The organism is Streptomyces lichenis, assembly GCF_023218175.1.
Taxonomy (GTDB): domain Bacteria; phylum Actinomycetota; class Actinomycetes; order Streptomycetales; family Streptomycetaceae; genus Streptomyces; species Streptomyces lichenis.
In genome coordinates this window covers 176,693-193,327 of record NZ_JALPTH010000010.1, presented here as the reverse complement: position 1 = coordinate 193,327, position 16,635 = coordinate 176,693, and the positions used below count along the sequence as shown (strand labels likewise).

Here is a 16,635-nt window from a genome sequence, read left to right as displayed (position 1 = left end):
TGGCGGGTCGCGGACCGGCCACGGGCTCCGGGTAGGAACACGGTATGACGCGGCACCGCCCCGGTCGGGGGTCCGACCGGGGCGGTGGTGGGGCTGCCGACTCAGCGCCGGCCTACCGGGGGGCCGGGTCAGTCTGGTGGCGTCAGCCGAGGGTGGCGAGGGCCTGGTTGAAGGCCTTGGAGGGGCGCATCACGGCGGAGGCCTTGGCCGGGTCGGGCTGGTAGTAGCCACCGATCTCGGCGGGCGAGCCCTGGACCGCGATCAGCTCGTCGACGATGGTCTGCTCCTGCTCGGACAGCGTCTTGGCCAGGGCCTCGAACGACTTGGCGAGCTCGGCGTCGTCGGTCTGCCTGGCCAGCTCCTGGGCCCAGTACAGGGCCAGGTAGAAGTGGCTGCCGCGGTTGTCGATACCGCCCAGGCGGCGGCTCGGCGACTTGTCCTCGTTGAGGAAGGTCGCGGTGGCCCGGTCCAGGGTGTCGGCCAGCACCTGCGCGCGGGCGTTGCCCGTGGTCTGCGCCAGGTGCTCGAAGCTGACCGCGAGGGCCAGGAACTCGCCCAGGCTGTCCCAGCGCAGGTAGTTCTCCTTGACCAGCTGCTGGACGTGCTTCGGGGCGGAGCCGCCCGCGCCGGTCTCGAACAGGCCGCCGCCGTTCATCAGCGGGACCACCGACAGCATCTTGGCGCTGGTGCCCAGCTCCAGGATCGGGAACAGGTCGGTGAGGTAGTCGCGCAGCACGTTGCCGGTGACCGAGATGGTGTTCTCGCCGCGGCGGATGCGCTCCAGCGAGAAGCGGGTCGCCTCGACGGGCGACTTGATCTCGATGGCCAGGCCCTCGGTGTCGTGCTCCGGCAGGTACTGCTTCACCTTGGCGATGAGCTGCGCGTCGTGGGCGCGCTCCTCGTCCAGCCAGAACACGGCCGGGTCGCCGGTGGCGCGGGCGCGGGTGACGGCGAGCTTCACCCAGTCCTTGATCGGGGCGTCCTTGGTCTGGCACATCCGGAAGATGTCGCCGGCGCCGACGACCTGCTCCAGCACGACCTCGCCGTCCGCGTCCACGACGCGCACGGTGCCGGTGACCGGGATCTCGAAGGTCTTGTCGTGGCTGCCGTACTCCTCGGCCTTCTGCGCCATCAGACCGACGTTCGGCACCGAGCCCATGGTGGACGGGTCGAAGGCGCCGTTCGCCTTGCAGTCGTCGATGACGACCTGGTAGACGCCCGCGTAGCTGCTGTCGGGGATGACGGCGAGGGTGTCGGCCTCCTGGCCGTCCGGACCCCACATGTGGCCGGAGGTGCGGATCATCGCGGGCATGGAGGCGTCCACGATGACATCGCTGGGCACGTGCAGGTTGGTGATGCCGCGGTCGGAGTCGACCATCGCCAGGGCCGGGCCCTCGGCCAGCTCGGCGTCGAAGGAGGCCTTGATCTCATCGCCGTTGGCGAGCGACTCCAGGCCCTTGTAGATGCCGCCGAGGCCGTCGTTCGGGGTGAGGCCGGCGTTCGCCAGGTCCTCCGCGAAGCGGGCGAAGGTCTTGGGGAAGAAGGCGCGGACCACATGGCCGAAGACGATCGGGTCGGAGACCTTCATCATCGTCGCCTTGAGGTGCACGGAGAACAGCACGTCCTCCGCCTTGGCGCGGGCGATCTGGGCGGTGAGGAACTCGCGCAGCGCGGCGACCCGCAGCACCGAGGCGTCCACGACCTCGCCGGCCAGCACCGGTACCGACTCGCGCAGCACGGTAGTGGTGCCGTCGTCGCCGACCAGCTCGATGCGCAGGGTGCCGTCCTGGGCGACGGTGGCGGACTTCTCGGTGGAGCGGAAGTCGTTCTCCGTCATGTGCGCGACATCGGTCTTGGAGTCGGCCGACCAGGCGCCCATGCGGTGCGGGTGGTTCCTGGCGTAGTTCTTCACCGAGGCCGGGGCGCGGCGGTCGGAGTTGCCCTCGCGCAGCACCGGGTTGACGGCGCTGCCCTTGACCTTGTCGTACCGGGCGCGGATCTCCCGCTCCTCGTCGGTCTTCGGGTCGTCCGGGTAGGCCGGCAGCGCGTAGCCCTGCTCCCGCAGCTCGGCGACGGCCGCCTTCAGCTGGGGGATGGACGCCGAGATGTTCGGCAGCTTGATGATGTTGGCCTGCGGGGTCTTGGCCAGCTCACCCAGCTCGGCGAGCGCGTCCGGGATGCGCTGCTCCTCCTTGAGATACTCGGGGAAGCTGGCGATGATCCGGCCCGCGAGCGAGATGTCCCGGGTCTCCACGCCCACCCCCGCGGTCGAGGCGTACGCCTGGACGACCGGCAGGAACGAGTGCGTGGCGAGGGCCGGGGCCTCGTCAGTGTGCGTGTAGATGATGGTCGAGTCAGTCACCGGGTGCTCCGCTCCACGTCTGCAACATTGCTCGACATCAAGATATCTCGAACGGGTGGCCATCTCGAAAGGGGCCCGGAAGCCTTTCCCGGGCGCCTCGGCCCGGCCCCTCCGAGACGCCCGCCGGACGTCCCCCTACACGCCCGGCGCGGGCAGGAACCCCTCCCGGACGAAGAAGCGGACGTAGCGCTCGAACAGCTCCCGGTCGACCTCGGCGGGGGCCACCCGGGTGCCGCGCAGGGCCCAGAGCGTGGCGGCCGGGTCGAACCGCGGGAAACCACTCCCCGGACCGTCCCCGGCGGTACGCGGAAGAAGGCCCAGCAGCGGGTACGCGGCGTTCCCCGGCAGCCCCTCCACGGTGCCGTGCCACTCGGCGAGCGGCAGGTCCCGCAGGCGGTAGCCGAGGCGCCGCAGCTCCTCCACCCAGGCGGTGAACAGCCGGGGGCGCCCGCTCGCCAGATGGAAGGTCCCACCGGTGCCCGGGCCCGGCGGGGCGACGGCGAGCGCGGCGATCGCCCCGGCGACATGGTCCACCGGTACGAGGTCGAACTCCGACACGTAGTCCGAGGGCGCCGCCCCGGCCTCCACGCACCCCTTCAGCAGCAGCCACAGGAAGTCCGAGGACTGGCAGGCACCCGTCACGCTGGAGCCGCTGATCCGCGCGGGCCGGTACACCGACACCGGCAGACCGCGCTCCCGCGCCTGCTCGACCAGCCGCTCGGCCATCCACTTGCTCTCCGCGTAGCCGTTGCGCAGCAGCCCGACGTCCCCCAGCGGATGGCCGGGCGCCACCGGCCCGGTGGGCGGACCGGCGGCCGGGAAGACGCCCACCGTGGACACCTGGTGGACCGGGACGGTCCGGTACGCGGCGGCCAGCCGCAGCACCTCGGCGGTACCGGCCACATTGGCCGCCCGCAGCCGCTGGTAGCCGTAGGTGAGATTGACCTCGGCGCCCGCGTGGACCACCAGGTCCGCCGTCCGCGCCAGCTCCTCGAACCGCTGCCGGCCGAGCCCGAGCAGGGGCTCGCCGAGGTCGCCCGGAACCGTCCTCACCCGATGGGCGGAGGCCTCGTTCCACAGCCCGTACCGCTCCAGCACGGCCCGCAGCCGCTTGTCGCCCCCGGGGCCGGACAACCCTCCGCCGGGGGAGCGGACCAGGCAGTGCACCACGGCGCCGGTGCGTTCCAGCAGCTCGTGCAGGAGGAAGGCGCCCAGGAAGCCGGTGGCACCGGTCAGCAGGACATGGCGGAGCGGGGCTTCGACCGAGTGGGCGGGGCCGGCCGGGGCGGGGCGGATGTCCTCCGGCAGGACCTCCAGAGGGAGGGCCAGATGCGGAGCACCGCCCGCCAGCGTCGGCCGGCCGTCCCGTACGCGCTCGGCTGAGGCGGCGGTCCGGCCGCGTACGGCGGTCAGCGCGGTCAGCGCGCCCAGGGTGGGCGCGGTGAGGATGTCGGCGGGCCGGATGTCCACCCCCAGCTTCTCGCGGAGCCGGACGGACAGCCGCACCGCGAGCAGCGAGTCCCCGCCCGCGCCGAAGAAGGTCTGCTCGGGGCCGGTCGGGTCGCTGCCCAGCACCTCCGCCCAGAGCGCCGCCAGCACACCCGCGGGGCCGGTACGGGGAAGGGCGGACGCCCCGCCGCCCGGCGCCGTGGTGGGACCGGCCGCCCCCGCCCCGTACAGCCGGTGCACCTCGGCCCGGTCGGTCTTGCCGGTCGCGGTCAGCGGCAGCCGGGGGACGCGCAGCAGCACGGCGGGGACCAGATAGTGCGGCAGCCGCGCCCGCAGTGCCTCACGGATCGGGTCCTCGCCGGGGTCGGCGCCGTCGGCCGCGGTGTAGTACCCCAGGAGCCGCTGGTCGGCGGCGTGCACCACGGCATCCGTCACCCCGGGCACCGCCTTGAGGGCGGCCTCCACCTCGCCGGGCTCCACCCGGTAGCCGCGGATCTTGACCTGGTCGTCGTCCCGGCCCAGGAACCGGAGCGTGCCGTCGGCCAGCCACCGGCCCCTGTCACCGGTGCGGTACAGCAGCCGCGTCCGGCCATGACCGGGTGCGTCCTCGGCGAAGGGATCGGGGACGAAGCGCTCCCCGGCGCCTCCGGACAGGTATCCACCTCCGGACAGATACCCGGTGGCCACCGCGTCTCCGGTGACGCAGATCTGACCGGCGACCCCCACCGGGCAGGGCCGCATCCGGTCGTCCAGCACATGGACGGCGCTGCCCGGCACCGGGCGGCCGATCGGCGGACGGTCCGGCCAGCGGTCCGGCGCTCCGGTCAGCGGATGCCGGGTCACCACATGGGTCTCGGACGGCCCGTACTGGTTCTCCAGCCGCGCCTGCGGGCACGCCCGCGCGAAGAACGCCCTGATGGCGGGCGTCACATACAGCTGCTCCCCGGCGGTGACGACCTCGCGCAGGGCGGTGGCGCTCCGGCCGGTCGAAACGGTGTGCTCGGCGAGCTGCTGGAGCGCCACATACGGCAGGAAGAGCCGTTCGACCGCGTGCCGTTCGACCAGGTCCAGCAGCCGGTCGGGGTCGGCGCGGGTGGCGTCGTCCGCCACCACCAGGGTGCCGCCCACCGCCAGGGTGGCGAACACCTCCTGGAACGCCACGTCGAAGCCGATCGGCGCGAACTGCAGGGTGCGCGAACCGGCCGAAGCGGTGGAGTGCCGTGTCTGCCAGTCGAGCAGTGCCGCCAGCGACCGGTGCGGCATCGCCACCCCCTTGGGGCGACCGGTCGAACCGGAGGTGTAGACCACATAGGCCAGGTCCTCGTCCGCCGTCGTGACGGCCGGGCTCTCATGGTTCGCGCACCCATGGGGGAAGTCCTCCACATGAAGCACCGGCAGCGCTCCGTCCTCCTCCCCGCCCGGAGTGGTACGGGTGGTCAGCAGGGCCGCCATGGCGCTGTCCCGCACGATCAGGGCGCGGCGCGCGGCGGGCAGCGCCGGGTCGAGCGGCACACAGGCCGCGCCCGCCCGGGCCACCGCCAGCAGGGCCACCACCGCCTCGGCGGACCGCCCGATCCGCACCCCGACCCGCCGACCGGTCGCCCCCAGCGCGACCAGCCGTCGCGCCAGGGCGTCCGCCGCGGCGTCGAGTGCCGCATAGGTCAGGGTCCGGCCGCCGTCCAGCACGGCGGGCGCGGCCGGATGACGGCGGGCCGCCCGCGCGACCAGCTCGTGGGCGTGCGGGGGCGGTACGGTGCCGAGCGCACCGCCCTGCGGCAACTCCTCGGCCACCAGGGCGCGTTCCGCCTCCGGTAGGACGGCCAGCTCGTCCACGGGGGTGTCCGGGCTCCGTACCGCGTCGGCCAGCAGGACCAGCAGGCGCTCGGCCAGCCGGGCGGCCGTCGAGGCGTCCAGCACCCCGGTCGCGTACTCCAGCAGCCCCCGGTAGCCGCCGTCCCGGCCGAGCGGTATGAGTTCCAGGAAGACGTCGAACTTGGCGGTGCCGTTGTGCGGGTGGAGCCGTTCGGCGGTGACACCCGGCAGCCGCAGCCCCGGCGCGTCCGCGTCGTCCACCGTGAACACCACCTGGAACAGCGGGAACCGCCCCGGGACGCGCTCGCCCGCCAGCTCGGCGACCAGCCGGCTGTGCGGAACATGCCGGTGCGCCAAGGCCCCGCGTACCGTTCCGGTGCTCTCCCTGACCAGCTCGCGGAAGGTCTGGCCGGGCCGGAGCCGGGCACGCAGCGGCATCACATCACTCAGACAGGCGATGAGCGGTTCCAGCTCCAGCCGGTCCCGCCGGGTGACCGGGGTGCCGAGCACCACGTCGTCCTGGCCGCCGAGCCGCGCCAGCAGTGCGGTGAGCGCGGCGGTGAGGAACGTGAACGGGGTGGTACGGAGGGTGCGGCAGGCCGCGCGCAGCGCCTGGGCGAGCTCGGGCGGGACGCCGAACTCCAGCAGGCCGCCCCGATGGTCGGGCACGGCCGGGCGCGGCCGGTCCAGCGGGAACGTGGACTCCGCGGGGGCGCCCGCCAGGGTGCGGCGCCAGTACTCCAGAGCCGGGCCGGAGCCCGTACCGTCCCGCCCTCCGCCGTCACCGTCACCGGGGCCGGGCTCGGGGCGGCGGGCCCGGGCGTAGGCGGTGAAGGTCGTCGGCAGCGCGGGGAGCCGGTGCGAACGGCCCTCCACGGCCGCGGTGTAGAGCTCGCCGAACTCCTCGTCCAGCAGCCGCAGAGACCAGCCGTCGATCGCCGCGTGGTGCAGGGCCACGGCGAGTACCGCGTCATCCGGCGCCGTGCGCAGCAGGGCCGCCCGGAGCAGCGGAGGCCGGTCGGCGGGCAGCGGACCCGAGACGGCCGCCCGGATAGCGTCCGCCAACTCACCGGCGGAGACGGGCCGTACGGTGAGTGGGACGGGCGCGGCCGGCGCCACCCGCTGGACGGGGCGGCCGTCTTCCAGGACCAGGGCGGTGCGCAGCGGTTCGTGCCGGGCGACCACTCCGTCGAGTGCCGCCCGTACCGCGCACTCGTCCAGCCGCCCACGCAGCCGGTGCGTCCAGGATTCGACATAGCGCCCGGTTCCACCCTGCTGGAACTGGTCGTTGAGCCAGATCGACTCCTGCTCGTACGACATGGGGGCGAGCGCGGAGTCCGAGGGGCCGGGGCTTCCCGGGACGGCGGGAGAGGTGCCGGTCATGTCCGGTCCTCCGTGCCACGCGCCGGCCGCAGCGAGTCCAGCAGCGCCGACCGGTCCAGTTTGCCGTGGGTGGTGAGCGGCAGCGCCGTACGAGGGCGCACCAGCTCGGGGACGAGATGGCGCGGCAACACCGCGGCCAGCGCCCGCCGTACGCTCCGGGGTTCCGGCGCCGGGGCGGCGGGGACGGCGGTGTAGAACAGGGCCAGCCGTTCGAAGCCGCCGTTCGCCCCGGGCACGGGGACCACCGCGCAGTCGGCCACTCCGGGCAGCGCGCGGGCCGCGGCCTCCACCTCGGCTGGTTCGACCCGGTGACCGCGTACCTTCACCTGGCGGTCCGCCCGGCCGGTGAAGTGCAGCACGCCCGCACCGTCCAGGAAGCCCAGGTCACCGGTCCGGTAGACGCGGGTCGGGACCCCCGCCACGGTGACGGTGGGGAACATCCGGGCGGTGAGCGCCGGATCGCCCAGATAGCCGAGCGCCGCCCCCTCACCGGACACGCAGACCTCGCCCTCGGTGCCCGGGACGACGGGCCGGCCGGAGCCGTCCAGCACATGCACGGCCCGCCCGGGCAGGGCGGTGCCGACCGGTATGCCGTGCGGCAGCTCGCAGTCGGCGCGCCGCACCCGCCGGGCGGTGGCGAACACACAGGTCTCGACCGGCCCGTAGCCGTTGGTCAGGGCAATGGCGGGGTGGTGGCCGAGGAAGGCGCGCACCCGGGGCACCGAGAGCGTCTCCCCACCCGTCAGCACCTGCCGCAGCCCCGCGAAGCAGCTAGGGTCCTCGTCGACGAAGAGGTGGAACAGCGAGGCGGTCAGCCACACCGTGTCCACCCCGTGCACCGCGACCAGTTCGCGCAAGGTGCCCGGCAGCAGATAGCCGCCCTCGGTCAGTACGCAGGTCCCGCCCGCGAGGAGCGGCCCCCACATCTCCAGGGTGAACGCGTCCCAGGACACCGGCGCGGCCAGCGGCATGACGGGCCCGCGCTCCGGGGCACCCCGGCCACCGGTCAGTGGTCCTGGGTTTGCGTCGCCGAAGAGGCTCACGACCGCACGGTGTCCGGAGACCACCGCCTTGGGGCGGCCGGTGGTGCCCGAGGTGAAGTAGACGGTGGCGGCGTCCGGGTAGGCCGCGCTGCCGACCGGAACACCCTTCGGCCGCTGGGTGCCGGGTCGGCCGCCGACCCCGTCGCCGGTGCCGGTCGCGGAGCCCCGGATACCGTGCGCCGGGGGCGACCACACCGCGCCGGGCCGGCCGTTCAGGTGCGCCGTCGCGCCCGCCGGAGCGACCATGACCGCCGGGGCCAGGGCGTCGGTCACGGCGGCCAGCCGCTCGGCCGGCCACCCGGGGTCCAGCGCGGCATAGGCGGCGCCGGTCTTCAGTACCGCGAGGGCGGCCGTGACCAGCTCCGCGGACCGGGGCAGCAGCAGCGGTACGAAGGTGCCCGGACCGGCCCCCAGGGCCGCGAGCGCGGCGGCCCAGGCCTCGGCGGCCGCGTCCAGCTCCGCGTAGGAGTACCGCGCGGCCCCCGCGACGATCGCGGTGGCGTCCGGTCGCAGCCCGGCCTGCCGCGCCACCGCCGCATGGATGGCCGTGACCGGCCGGTCCGCCCCGACACCGTCGGCCGTGCCGCCCGGCCCAGAGGCGTGCGCGGCGCCCACGGCGCCGGCTGCCCTGCCGGGAGCGGCCGACCCGGGCAGCGGGAGAAGAGCGCAGACGGTCCCGGCGCCCGGGGCACCGGAGCCGACGACGGCCTCGGCCGCGGGCCGGACGGGACCGGCTGCGGCCGAGGGCCGGTGGAGACCGGCGTCGCCCGTGAGCCGGACAGGACCAGCGTCGGCCGAGGAGCAGACGGAACCCGCGTCGGCCGTAAGCCGAACAGGACCGCTGTCCACCGAGGACCGGGCGGAATCGGTGTCGGCCGAGGGCCGGGTTGGACCGCCGTCGGCGGCCGAGGGCGGGGCGGAATCGGTGGTGTCGGCCGAGTACCGGGCGCAGCCGGTGGTGTCGGCCGCGGACCGGGTTGGACCGCCGTCGGCGGCCGAGGATCGGGCGGAATCGGTGGTGTCGGTTGAGTACCGGGTGGGGCCGGTGGTGTCGGCCGCGGACCGGGCGGAATCGGTGTCGGCCGCGGACCGGGCTGGACCGCCGTCGGCGGCCGGAGGCCGGGCGGAACCGGCCTCGGTCAAGGGCCCGGGGCGCCCGGGGGACCCGGCGCCGACCATGGACCGGGCGGCGGCACCGGCGCCAACCGAGGACCCGGGAAGACCGGCCTCGGCCATGGGCCGGGCGAAGCCGGCGTCGGCCGAGGGCCGGACGGCATCCACGTCGGCCGAAGACCGGGGGAAACCGGCTTCGGCCGTGGACCTGGTGGAACCGGCCTCGGCCAAGGGCCGGGCGGGACCGGCGATGCCGCTCACCGGGCGTCCCGGGCGGCCGTCACCAGCGCCGCGAACTCCGCCAGGTCCTCGCTGTCGAGAAGCGTCTCGGGGGCGATCTCCACCCCCACCTCCCTGCCGACCCGCAGACAGACGCGGATGGCGTCCAGGGAGGTGCCCCCGAAGTCGTAGAAGCTCTCGGACAGCAGGTGCGGTCCGTTTCCGGTCACCTCGGCCACCGCCGAGAGGACGATTTCCGGCACATCGCCGCCGTGTCCGACCGGCGTGGTGCTCTCACTGTTCGCGTACGGGGATGCCACCTGGAAGTCCCTCCTGCTGCCTGCGGCCCTGAACCCTCCCCCACCGGACGGGTCTTGCCGACCGACCCGGACCCCGGCGGGCCACGCCCATCCTGCCCCATGGGTGATCCGTCCGGCACAGGTGTTCGGTGCCGGCCCAGGTGTCCCCGAGGCCGGGAGCCAGGCCGTTCCGGCCTTCCCGGTCACCTCTTGCGGTCGTTTCACCGCGTGGGCGGTTTCCGGCCGTTCCCGCCACGGAAGCCTTCCTGCCGAGCGACCAGGGGACCAACTCCCCGCGACCGAGGGGATGTACGCGAGCGATGGCAGCGAAAGAGAACCGGCAAGGGGACCGGCGGGGCAGGCGTCGTCCGCCCCGCGCCGCCCGGTACCACCGGACCGACCAGGGGGTCCCCACCCTGATCGCGGGAGTCGTCGCGCTGGCCGCCGTGGCGGTGGGAACCGTACTCACCGACGGTACGGGCGGCGGTACGGGCGGGGGCCCGGCGGCCGTCCGCACACCGGTGCCGCCGGCGCCCGTCACCCGGATCAGCGCCCCCGCCGCCCCCGACATCTCCGACACCCCCGGCGCCCCTGCGCCCGCCCCGCTGCCGTCCGGCTCCGGTCGCGCCGCCGCGCTGTCCGCGGGCACCGCGGGCGAGTACGCCGGGCGGGTCGTCGCCCTGGTCAACACCGAGCGCCGCAGGGCGGGCTGCCCCCTGCTCCGGATGGACCGCCGGCTGCGTTCGGCCGCGCAGGGCCATGCCACCGACATGGCCGACCGCGACTACTACGCGCACAGCAGCCCGGAGGGGAAGGACGCGGGGGACCGGCTGGACGCGGCGGGTTACCGCTGGCGCGGCTGGGGCGAGAACATCCACCGGGGGCCGGACGACCCCGCGCACGCGGTACGGGACTGGATGGCCGGCGCGGAGCACCGCAAGAACGTGCTGAACTGCGCGTTCAAGGACATCGGCGTCGGAGTGGACCTGAGCGCCAACGGGCCCTGGTGGGTCCAGGACTTCGGGGTACGGGAGTGAGCGGGTGCGCCCTGGCGGCCTGTGCCGCGCAAGGGGGGCCGCCAACCGGTTCAGCGCCGCTGCAAGAGGGCGGCCCGGGCGCCGATCTCGGGCAGCCGGGCGTACAGGGCGGCGCCCGGGCAGCGCGTCGGGTAGCCGTCGGAGTGCCCGCCGACCACCGGCAGCGCCTCGGCGCCCTGCGGGAAGCGTGACTCGTCGCTGGTGGACACCAGCGCCACACTGCCCCGCGGGTCGGGTCCGTACGGGCCCAGTTTCCACGCCACCAGCCGGGCGATGGAGTCCAGCATCGGGCGGGGCACCGCCGCGCCCCGGTCGAAGGCGCCGACGGCCGCGATCCCGACCGTCCCCTCGTTGAACCCCTTGGTGTGGGCGCCCACCACCGGCCGGTCGACCCCGCCCGCGCGCCCCTCGTAGATGGTGCCGCAGGCGTCGACCAGGAAGTTGTAGCCGATGTCGTCCCAGTCCCGGCCGTGCGCGTGGCCCTCGTACAGCCCGCGCAGCATCCCGGGCACCTCGGCGCAGTCGTAGCCGTTGGGGGTGGAGGTGTGGTGGACGACCGCGGCCTTCACCGCCGGCGCGTACCGGGCGGCCGGGGCGGTGTCCACGGCCTCCGCGTGCCAGGCCGAACGCGGCACGATGGCGGGCCGGGGGCCCTGGTGGACCGGGCGGGCGGCGGCCGGGCGGTCCGGGAGCGCGGCGGCGGTATGTCGGTTGCCGCCGGACCTCAGCAGGGTGGAGGTGCCGGCGAGCAGGACCAGCACCGCGAACGCGGCGGCACTCCGCTGGCGGCGCACGCGCGTGAGTTGCATGCTCCACCCCTGGTCGGCCGCCGGCTCCGTCCCCGTCATCGTGACCGGGAGGCCCGGGGGCCGCCCGCCGGAGCACGCCGATCGGGCGACCGGGTCCGGGCCGGGCGGCGTTGTCAGTGGCGGCTCGTACTGTTCAGGCAATGGGGTTCGCGGGCAGGCCGCGGACCGGCTCGGGGGAGAGGTGTGCCATGTCGACGACGACATATCTGGAGCTGTCGCAGGACGGTGGGGGCGCGCACAAGTTCTACGAGGTGACGGTCTCCGGCGAGACGGTGTCGGTGCGCTACGGGCGGATCGGCGCGGCCGGTCAGCTGCAGACCTCCACCTTCCCCACCGCCCAGAAGGCCCAGGCGGCCGCGGCGAAGAAGATAGGGGAGAAGGTCCGCAAGGGGTACGCCCCCGCGGTGCCCGGTGGTCGCGCGCCCCGGGCGGTCACCCGTCGGCAGGTGGCCTCCGCCCCGTCCACGGCACGGGCCGTGGCGCCGGTGCTGTGGCGCTTCCGCACCGGCTCGGCCGCCTTCGGCATCCATGTGGACGAGGAGCGCTGCTGGGTGGGCAACCAGGCCGGCGAGGTGTACACCCTGGCCCACGGCGGCGAGGTGCAAGCCAGGTACAGCCTCCCCGACGGGGTGAAGTGCCTGGTCGCCGACGACTTCTGGATCTACGCGGGCTGCGACGACGGCCGGGTGTACGACCTCTCCTCCAAGCTGCCCTTCGCCGCGTACGAGATCTCCACCGATGTCGACATCTTCTGGCTGGACATCCACGAGGGCGTGCTCAATGTGGCCGACCGGGCGGGCCGGCTCACCGTCATCGACCATGAGGACGAGCACCAGTGGGCGCGCGGCGGCCGCGGCGAGCACGCCTGGATGGTGCGGGCCGACGACCGCGCCGTCTATCACGGCCACACCGGCGGGGTGACGGCCTACGCGCCGGACGGCGGCGGCGAGCTGTGGCACACCCCCACCAAGGGCGCGGTGCTCTTCGGCTGGCAGGAGCCGGACGCGGTGTACGCGGGCACCGGGCACCGCACGGTCCAGCGGCTGGCCAAGGCGGACGGCGCCCTGGAGGCCACCTACGGCTGCGACAGCGCGGTCTACTCCTGCGCCACCTCTCCCGGCGGGCGCTATGTCTTCGCCGGGGACTCCGCCTCCTCGGTGTACTGCTTCGACCGGGACGGCACCCGGCTGTGGAAGCTGGGCACCGGCGGCGGTTCGGCGCTCTCCATGCAGTACCGCGACGAACGGCTCTACCTGGTCACCACGGACGGCGCCCTGGTCTGCGTGGACGCGAGCGAGGCGGCGATCGCGGCCGCCCAGCAGGGCACGGTCCCGGTGGCCCGGGACATCAAGCTGGCCGCCGCCCTGCCGACCTACGCCCCGGCCACCGCCGCGGCCTCGGTCGCCACGGTGTCCGCCGCGCCGGCCGGCTCGGTGGTGGTGGAGTGCGTCCAGGACGGCGCCCGGCTGCGGGTCCGGGTGGTGACGGGGGGATACGAGCCCTCCTGGCGGGTGCAGTTCCCCCGGGACATACGGGAGGCGGGGGCCCGGTACGTGGTCGACGCCCTGCACCCCGCCACCGGCGGCTTCTACCGGGTGCGCGGCGACATCCGGCGGCTGCGGTGACCGGGGGCGGGCATCCGGGCGGAGCCGGGGGAGCGCGGTGAGCGGCAAGGCCTTCGAGGCGGCCACCGGTGACGGACCGGCACCGCCGGAGGAGGCCGCCGGGCGGCGGGCCGCCGAGGTGCGCACCGCCTTCGAGGGGCTGCTCCAGATCCGCCGGCTGACCCGCACGGCCGGCGGCGACCCGAGGGCCTCACCCGCCGACTGGGAGCGCCACCAGCCGGTACGGGCCGTCGCCCTGGCCCTGGAGGCGGGCGGCGCCGTGCCCTCGGCCGCCGACCCCGAGGGCCGCCGGACCCGCACCGGCTACCGGGTGGCCGCGGGCGAGAAGCCGGGCACCGTCCGGGTGGAGTGGCTGGGCCCGACCGGCTCCGGCGCCGCGCACGAGGAGGAGCGCGCCCTCGGCGAGTGCGCCGCCCTCCTGGACCGGCTCGGCTGGGACGCGCTGCTCTACCGCGGCCCGCGCGGCCGCCGCTTCCTGGAGGTGGAGGCGGCCCGGCTCACCGGGTGACCGGTATGACCGGAGAGGCGTACGGAAGGAGTGAGCCGGCGTCAGGCGATGGAGGCGGACACGATGGCGGCCACCGCCAGGTTGCAGGACGCGGTCACCCAGACCGCGGGGTGCGGCTCCTGCTCCACCAGGGTCGCCCCCAGCTTGCCCGGCGTCAGCAGGTCCACCACCAGGAAGGCCAGGGCCATCAGCAGCAGCCCGAGCACCCCGAACGCCGCGGTGGAGACCAGCCCCTTGCCGAAGTCGTCATAGGTCGTCCAGATGGAGGTGAACACGATGCCCCCGATGCCCAGCAGGGCCGAGCTGAGCAGCAGTGCCGCGTTGCGGTTGCGCTCCTGCCAGATCTGCCGCCCCAGCTTGCCCGGGGTGAGCGCGTCCACCAGGAATATGCCGAGGATGAGCAGAACCACGCCCAGGGCGCCGTAGGCGGTGGCGCGGCCGAGGCCGTTGACGATGTCGCTCATGGATGCCGCTCCGAGTCTGAGTGGTCGTGATGATCGCGGTCAAGGAGAGGCAAAATGTAGCGTACGGCCCCCGAAGGCCGGTCACCCGTACGGCTCCGCAGAGCCGCCGCCCGGGGCGTCGGACGCCCACAGTGGGTAGCGGCAGCAACAAGACGGCACAGACAGACAAGTCGCACCGACGGGAGACGCCATGACCCCCTTCAACCGACGAGACCTCGGCCTGCTCGCCCTCCGGGCCGGAGCCGGAGCGGTGCTGGTGGCCCACGGCACCCAGAAGCTGTTCGGCTGGTTCGGCGGCGGAGGGCTGGAGGGCACCGGCAAAGCGATGGAGGCCATGGGCTACCACCCCGGCCGGCAGAGCGCCCTGGCCGCGGGGCTCGGCGAGGCGGGCGGCGGTGCCCTGCTCGCCCTGGGCCTCGGCACCCCGGTGGCCGGTGCCGCCGCGGCCGGCGCCATGGCGGGCGCGGTGGCGGTGCACGCCCCGAACGGATTCTTCGCCCAGTCCGGCGGCTTCGAGTACCCGGCCTTCCTCGGCTTCTCCGCCGCCGCCCTGGGCGTCACCGGCGCCGGCCGGCTCTCCCTGGACCACCTCACCGGCTACCGCGTGGACCGGCCCTGGACGGTGGCCGCCGCCTTCCTCGGCGCGGCGGCGGCCGCCGCGGTGGTGGTCGGCAAGCGAGCCCAGGGCCAGCAGGCGGCCGCCGAAGGGGACATGGCCGGAGGCACCGAGGGCTGAGCCTGCCCGCCGATGGCCCGGTCAAGGCGGTCGACCACGCCTGACGTCACGTCGGCCGCGCAGGCCCTGGTCGTCGGCCCCCGGCATGGGCCCTCACCCGCCACAAGCCACTGTGGGTCTGGTCCGCCATGAGCCTGTCGCGAGCCTGGCGCGCCCTTGGGCCCCCGCCGTCGGGCACGCTCGTCACCCGGGCCGCCGCTTCCCGCCGGTCGTCCGTGGCCGCCGCAGGTCGCCCAAGGCGCGCGGGGCCCCGCGTCTGAGGCGGCGGCTCACCGCATGGGGCGGCGCGGGAGGGGTACGCGGCGCGCGAAGCCAGCCGGAGCCGGGAAGGCGGCCGGGCCGGGACACCGGTCACGACCGCGCCCGGGGCCGGAAGTGGGTCCGGGGCGGGGTTGGGACCGCGCCGCCAGGACGTGGGCCCGGGGCTCGTCGCGCGGCGGGCGGGGTTGCCGTCGTACATCGTCCACTCAGCCCGTCCCAGCCGTCGAGGAGCCCGTGCCCATGACCGTTCAGCGTCCGCCCGCTCCCGATGTCGTGGTCGTCGGGGCGGGCCTTGCCGGGCTTGCTTGCGCCCTTGACCTCAGCCGTGCCGGGCTTCGGGTCGCCTTGCTGGAGGCGTCCGACGGGGTGGGTGGGCGGATGCGTACCGACCGGAAGGACGGGTTTCTGCTGGACCGGGGCTTCCAGGTGTTCAACACCTCGTATCCGCAGGTGCGCCGGCGGTTGGACCTGAAGGCCTTGCGGCTGCGGGCCTTCACTCCCGGACTCATCGCGCACACCCCGGGCGGACCGGTCCGGCTGGCCGATCCCACCCGGCGGCCCCGCTCGGCGGGCACCCTGCTGCCCGGCCGGGCGCTGCCCGCACGGGATCTGGCCGCGCTGGCCGCCCTCTCCGCGTACGACACCCTGCTCCCGGCGGCCGTGGTCAGGCGCCGCGCCGACCGGACCACCTCGGCCGCGCTGGACGCCGCCGGGCTGTCCCGGCGGACCATCGACGAGCTGCTGCGGCCGTTCCTCGCCGGGGTGTTCCTGGAGGACCGGCTGGAGACCTCGGCCCGGTTCTTCCATCTGGTGTGGCGGAGCATGGCCCGCGGCACGCTCTGCCTGCCGGCCGAGGGCATCGGCGCGGTGCCCGCGCAGCTCGCGGACGGGCTGCCGCCCGGCACGTTGCGGCTGGAGACCCCGGTCACCGCGGTGACCGGCAGCGGGGTCGTCCTCGGCGACGGCACCGAACTCCTCGCCGGCGCCGTGGTGGTGGCCACCGACGGCACCACCGCCGCCCGTCTGCTGCCGGGCCTGACCGCCCCGCGGACCCGGGCCGTCACCACGTACTACCACGCCACCGGCACCACTCCGCTGGCCGAACCGACCCTGGTCACCGACTCCACCCTGACCGTGCTCAACACCGTCGTCCTCACCGAGGTCTCGCCCGCCTACGCGCCGCCCGGGACCTCCCTGGTGTCCACCTCGGTGCTGGGCGGCGAGGGGCCCGAGACGGCGGCGGCCGTGCGGGGGCGGCTGGCCGAGCTGTACGGCACGGACACCTCGGGCTGGGAGCAGGTGGCCGCGTACACCATCCCGGGCGCCCTGCCCGCCATGCCGCCGCCCTGGCCGCTGAGCCGGACCACCCGCACCCCCTCCGGGCACTATGTGTGCGGCGACCACCGGGCCACCGGCTCGGTGCAGGGGGCGCTGGCCTCCGGCGCCCGGGCCGCCCGGGAGCTGCTCGCCGACCATCCCGCCGCCCACCGCTCGGCCGCTCTCACGCAGCGGTAG

11 protein-coding genes are annotated in these 16,635 nt (G+C 75.0%); 5 read left to right on the top strand and 6 right to left on the bottom strand.

The features are described 5' to 3' along the window. Positions 1-142: 142 nt before the first annotated feature. The 4 genes from M1O15_RS13035 to M1O15_RS31640 all read right to left on the bottom strand — a co-directional run bounded on the left by M1O15_RS13035 (position 143) and on the right by M1O15_RS31640 (position 9,701). A complete protein-coding gene (locus M1O15_RS13035; RefSeq protein WP_248633895.1) occupies positions 143-2,362 on the bottom strand; it encodes an NADP-dependent isocitrate dehydrogenase in 2,220 nt (739 codons plus the stop codon). Between the two features lie 135 nt (positions 2,363-2,497). Next, complete coding sequence (locus M1O15_RS13030) at positions 2,498-7,006, bottom strand: non-ribosomal peptide synthetase (RefSeq protein WP_248633894.1); 4,509 nt, start codon at positions 7,004-7,006, stop codon at positions 2,498-2,500. Then, a complete protein-coding gene (locus M1O15_RS13025) occupies positions 7,003-8,580 on the bottom strand; it encodes an amino acid adenylation domain-containing protein (protein WP_248633893.1) in 1,578 nt (525 codons plus the stop codon). Before M1O15_RS13025 ends, M1O15_RS13030 begins: the two co-directional genes overlap by 4 nt. A gap of 839 nt (positions 8,581-9,419) precedes the next feature. Next, the gene (locus tag M1O15_RS31640; RefSeq protein ID WP_248633888.1) at positions 9,420-9,701 is read right to left on the bottom strand and encodes an acyl carrier protein; all 282 of its coding nucleotides are present in this window, start codon (positions 9,699-9,701) and stop codon (positions 9,420-9,422) included. Positions 9,702-10,000: 299 nt separating this feature from the next. Between M1O15_RS31640 and M1O15_RS13015 the strand changes: the two genes are divergently transcribed. Beyond that, positions 10,001-10,717 carry a CAP domain-containing protein gene (locus M1O15_RS13015; RefSeq protein WP_248633887.1) on the top strand — a complete coding sequence of 239 codons (717 nt, stop codon included), beginning with the start codon at positions 10,001-10,003 and terminating at the stop codon, positions 10,715-10,717. Between the two features lie 50 nt (positions 10,718-10,767). Here M1O15_RS13015 and M1O15_RS13010 read toward each other — a convergent pair whose 3' ends face one another. Next, positions 10,768-11,526: a peptidoglycan recognition protein family protein gene (locus M1O15_RS13010; RefSeq protein WP_248633886.1), complete on the bottom strand. Its 759-nt coding sequence runs from the start codon at positions 11,524-11,526 to the stop codon at positions 10,768-10,770. A gap of 188 nt (positions 11,527-11,714) precedes the next feature. On the opposite strand from M1O15_RS13010, the gene M1O15_RS13005 reads away from it, so the two are divergent. After that, complete coding sequence (locus tag M1O15_RS13005; RefSeq protein ID WP_248633885.1) at positions 11,715-13,151, top strand: WGR domain-containing protein; 1,437 nt, start codon at positions 11,715-11,717, stop codon at positions 13,149-13,151. A gap of 37 nt (positions 13,152-13,188) precedes the next feature. After that, positions 13,189-13,659, top strand: coding sequence for a hypothetical protein (locus M1O15_RS13000; RefSeq protein ID WP_248633884.1), 471 nt, complete (start codon positions 13,189-13,191; stop codon positions 13,657-13,659). Between the two features lie 41 nt (positions 13,660-13,700). Here M1O15_RS13000 and M1O15_RS12995 read toward each other — a convergent pair whose 3' ends face one another. Then, positions 13,701-14,123, bottom strand: coding sequence for a DUF350 domain-containing protein (locus tag M1O15_RS12995; protein ID WP_248633883.1), 423 nt, complete (start codon positions 14,121-14,123; stop codon positions 13,701-13,703). Between the two features lie 190 nt (positions 14,124-14,313). Here M1O15_RS12995 and M1O15_RS12990 point away from each other — a divergent pair, with 190 nt between their 5' ends. After that, complete coding sequence (locus M1O15_RS12990) at positions 14,314-14,859, top strand: DoxX family protein (protein WP_248633882.1); 546 nt, start codon at positions 14,314-14,316, stop codon at positions 14,857-14,859. A 501-nt stretch (positions 14,860-15,360) separates the two neighbouring features. Beyond that, positions 15,361-16,635, top strand: coding sequence for an NAD(P)/FAD-dependent oxidoreductase (locus M1O15_RS12985; RefSeq protein WP_248633881.1), 1,275 nt, complete (start codon positions 15,361-15,363; stop codon positions 16,633-16,635).

Excerpts from the sequence above, each read along its gene's own strand:
- M1O15_RS12990 (WP_248633882.1), top strand. The coding sequence starts at position 14,314 with ATGACCCCCTTCAACCGACGAGACCTCGGCCTGCTCGCCCTCCGGGCC.
- M1O15_RS13030 (WP_248633894.1), bottom strand. The coding sequence starts at position 7,006 with ATGACCGGCACCTCTCCCGCCGTCCCGGGAAGCCCCGGCCCCTCGGAC.
- M1O15_RS12985 (WP_248633881.1), top strand. The coding sequence starts at position 15,361 with ATGACCGTTCAGCGTCCGCCCGCTCCCGATGTCGTGGTCGTCGGGGCG.
- M1O15_RS13010 (WP_248633886.1), bottom strand. The coding sequence starts at position 11,526 with ATGCAACTCACGCGCGTGCGCCGCCAGCGGAGTGCCGCCGCGTTCGCG.
- M1O15_RS13015 (WP_248633887.1), top strand. The coding sequence starts at position 10,001 with ATGGCAGCGAAAGAGAACCGGCAAGGGGACCGGCGGGGCAGGCGTCGT.
- M1O15_RS12995 (WP_248633883.1), bottom strand. The coding sequence starts at position 14,123 with ATGAGCGACATCGTCAACGGCCTCGGCCGCGCCACCGCCTACGGCGCC.
- M1O15_RS13005 (WP_248633885.1), top strand. The coding sequence starts at position 11,715 with ATGTCGACGACGACATATCTGGAGCTGTCGCAGGACGGTGGGGGCGCG.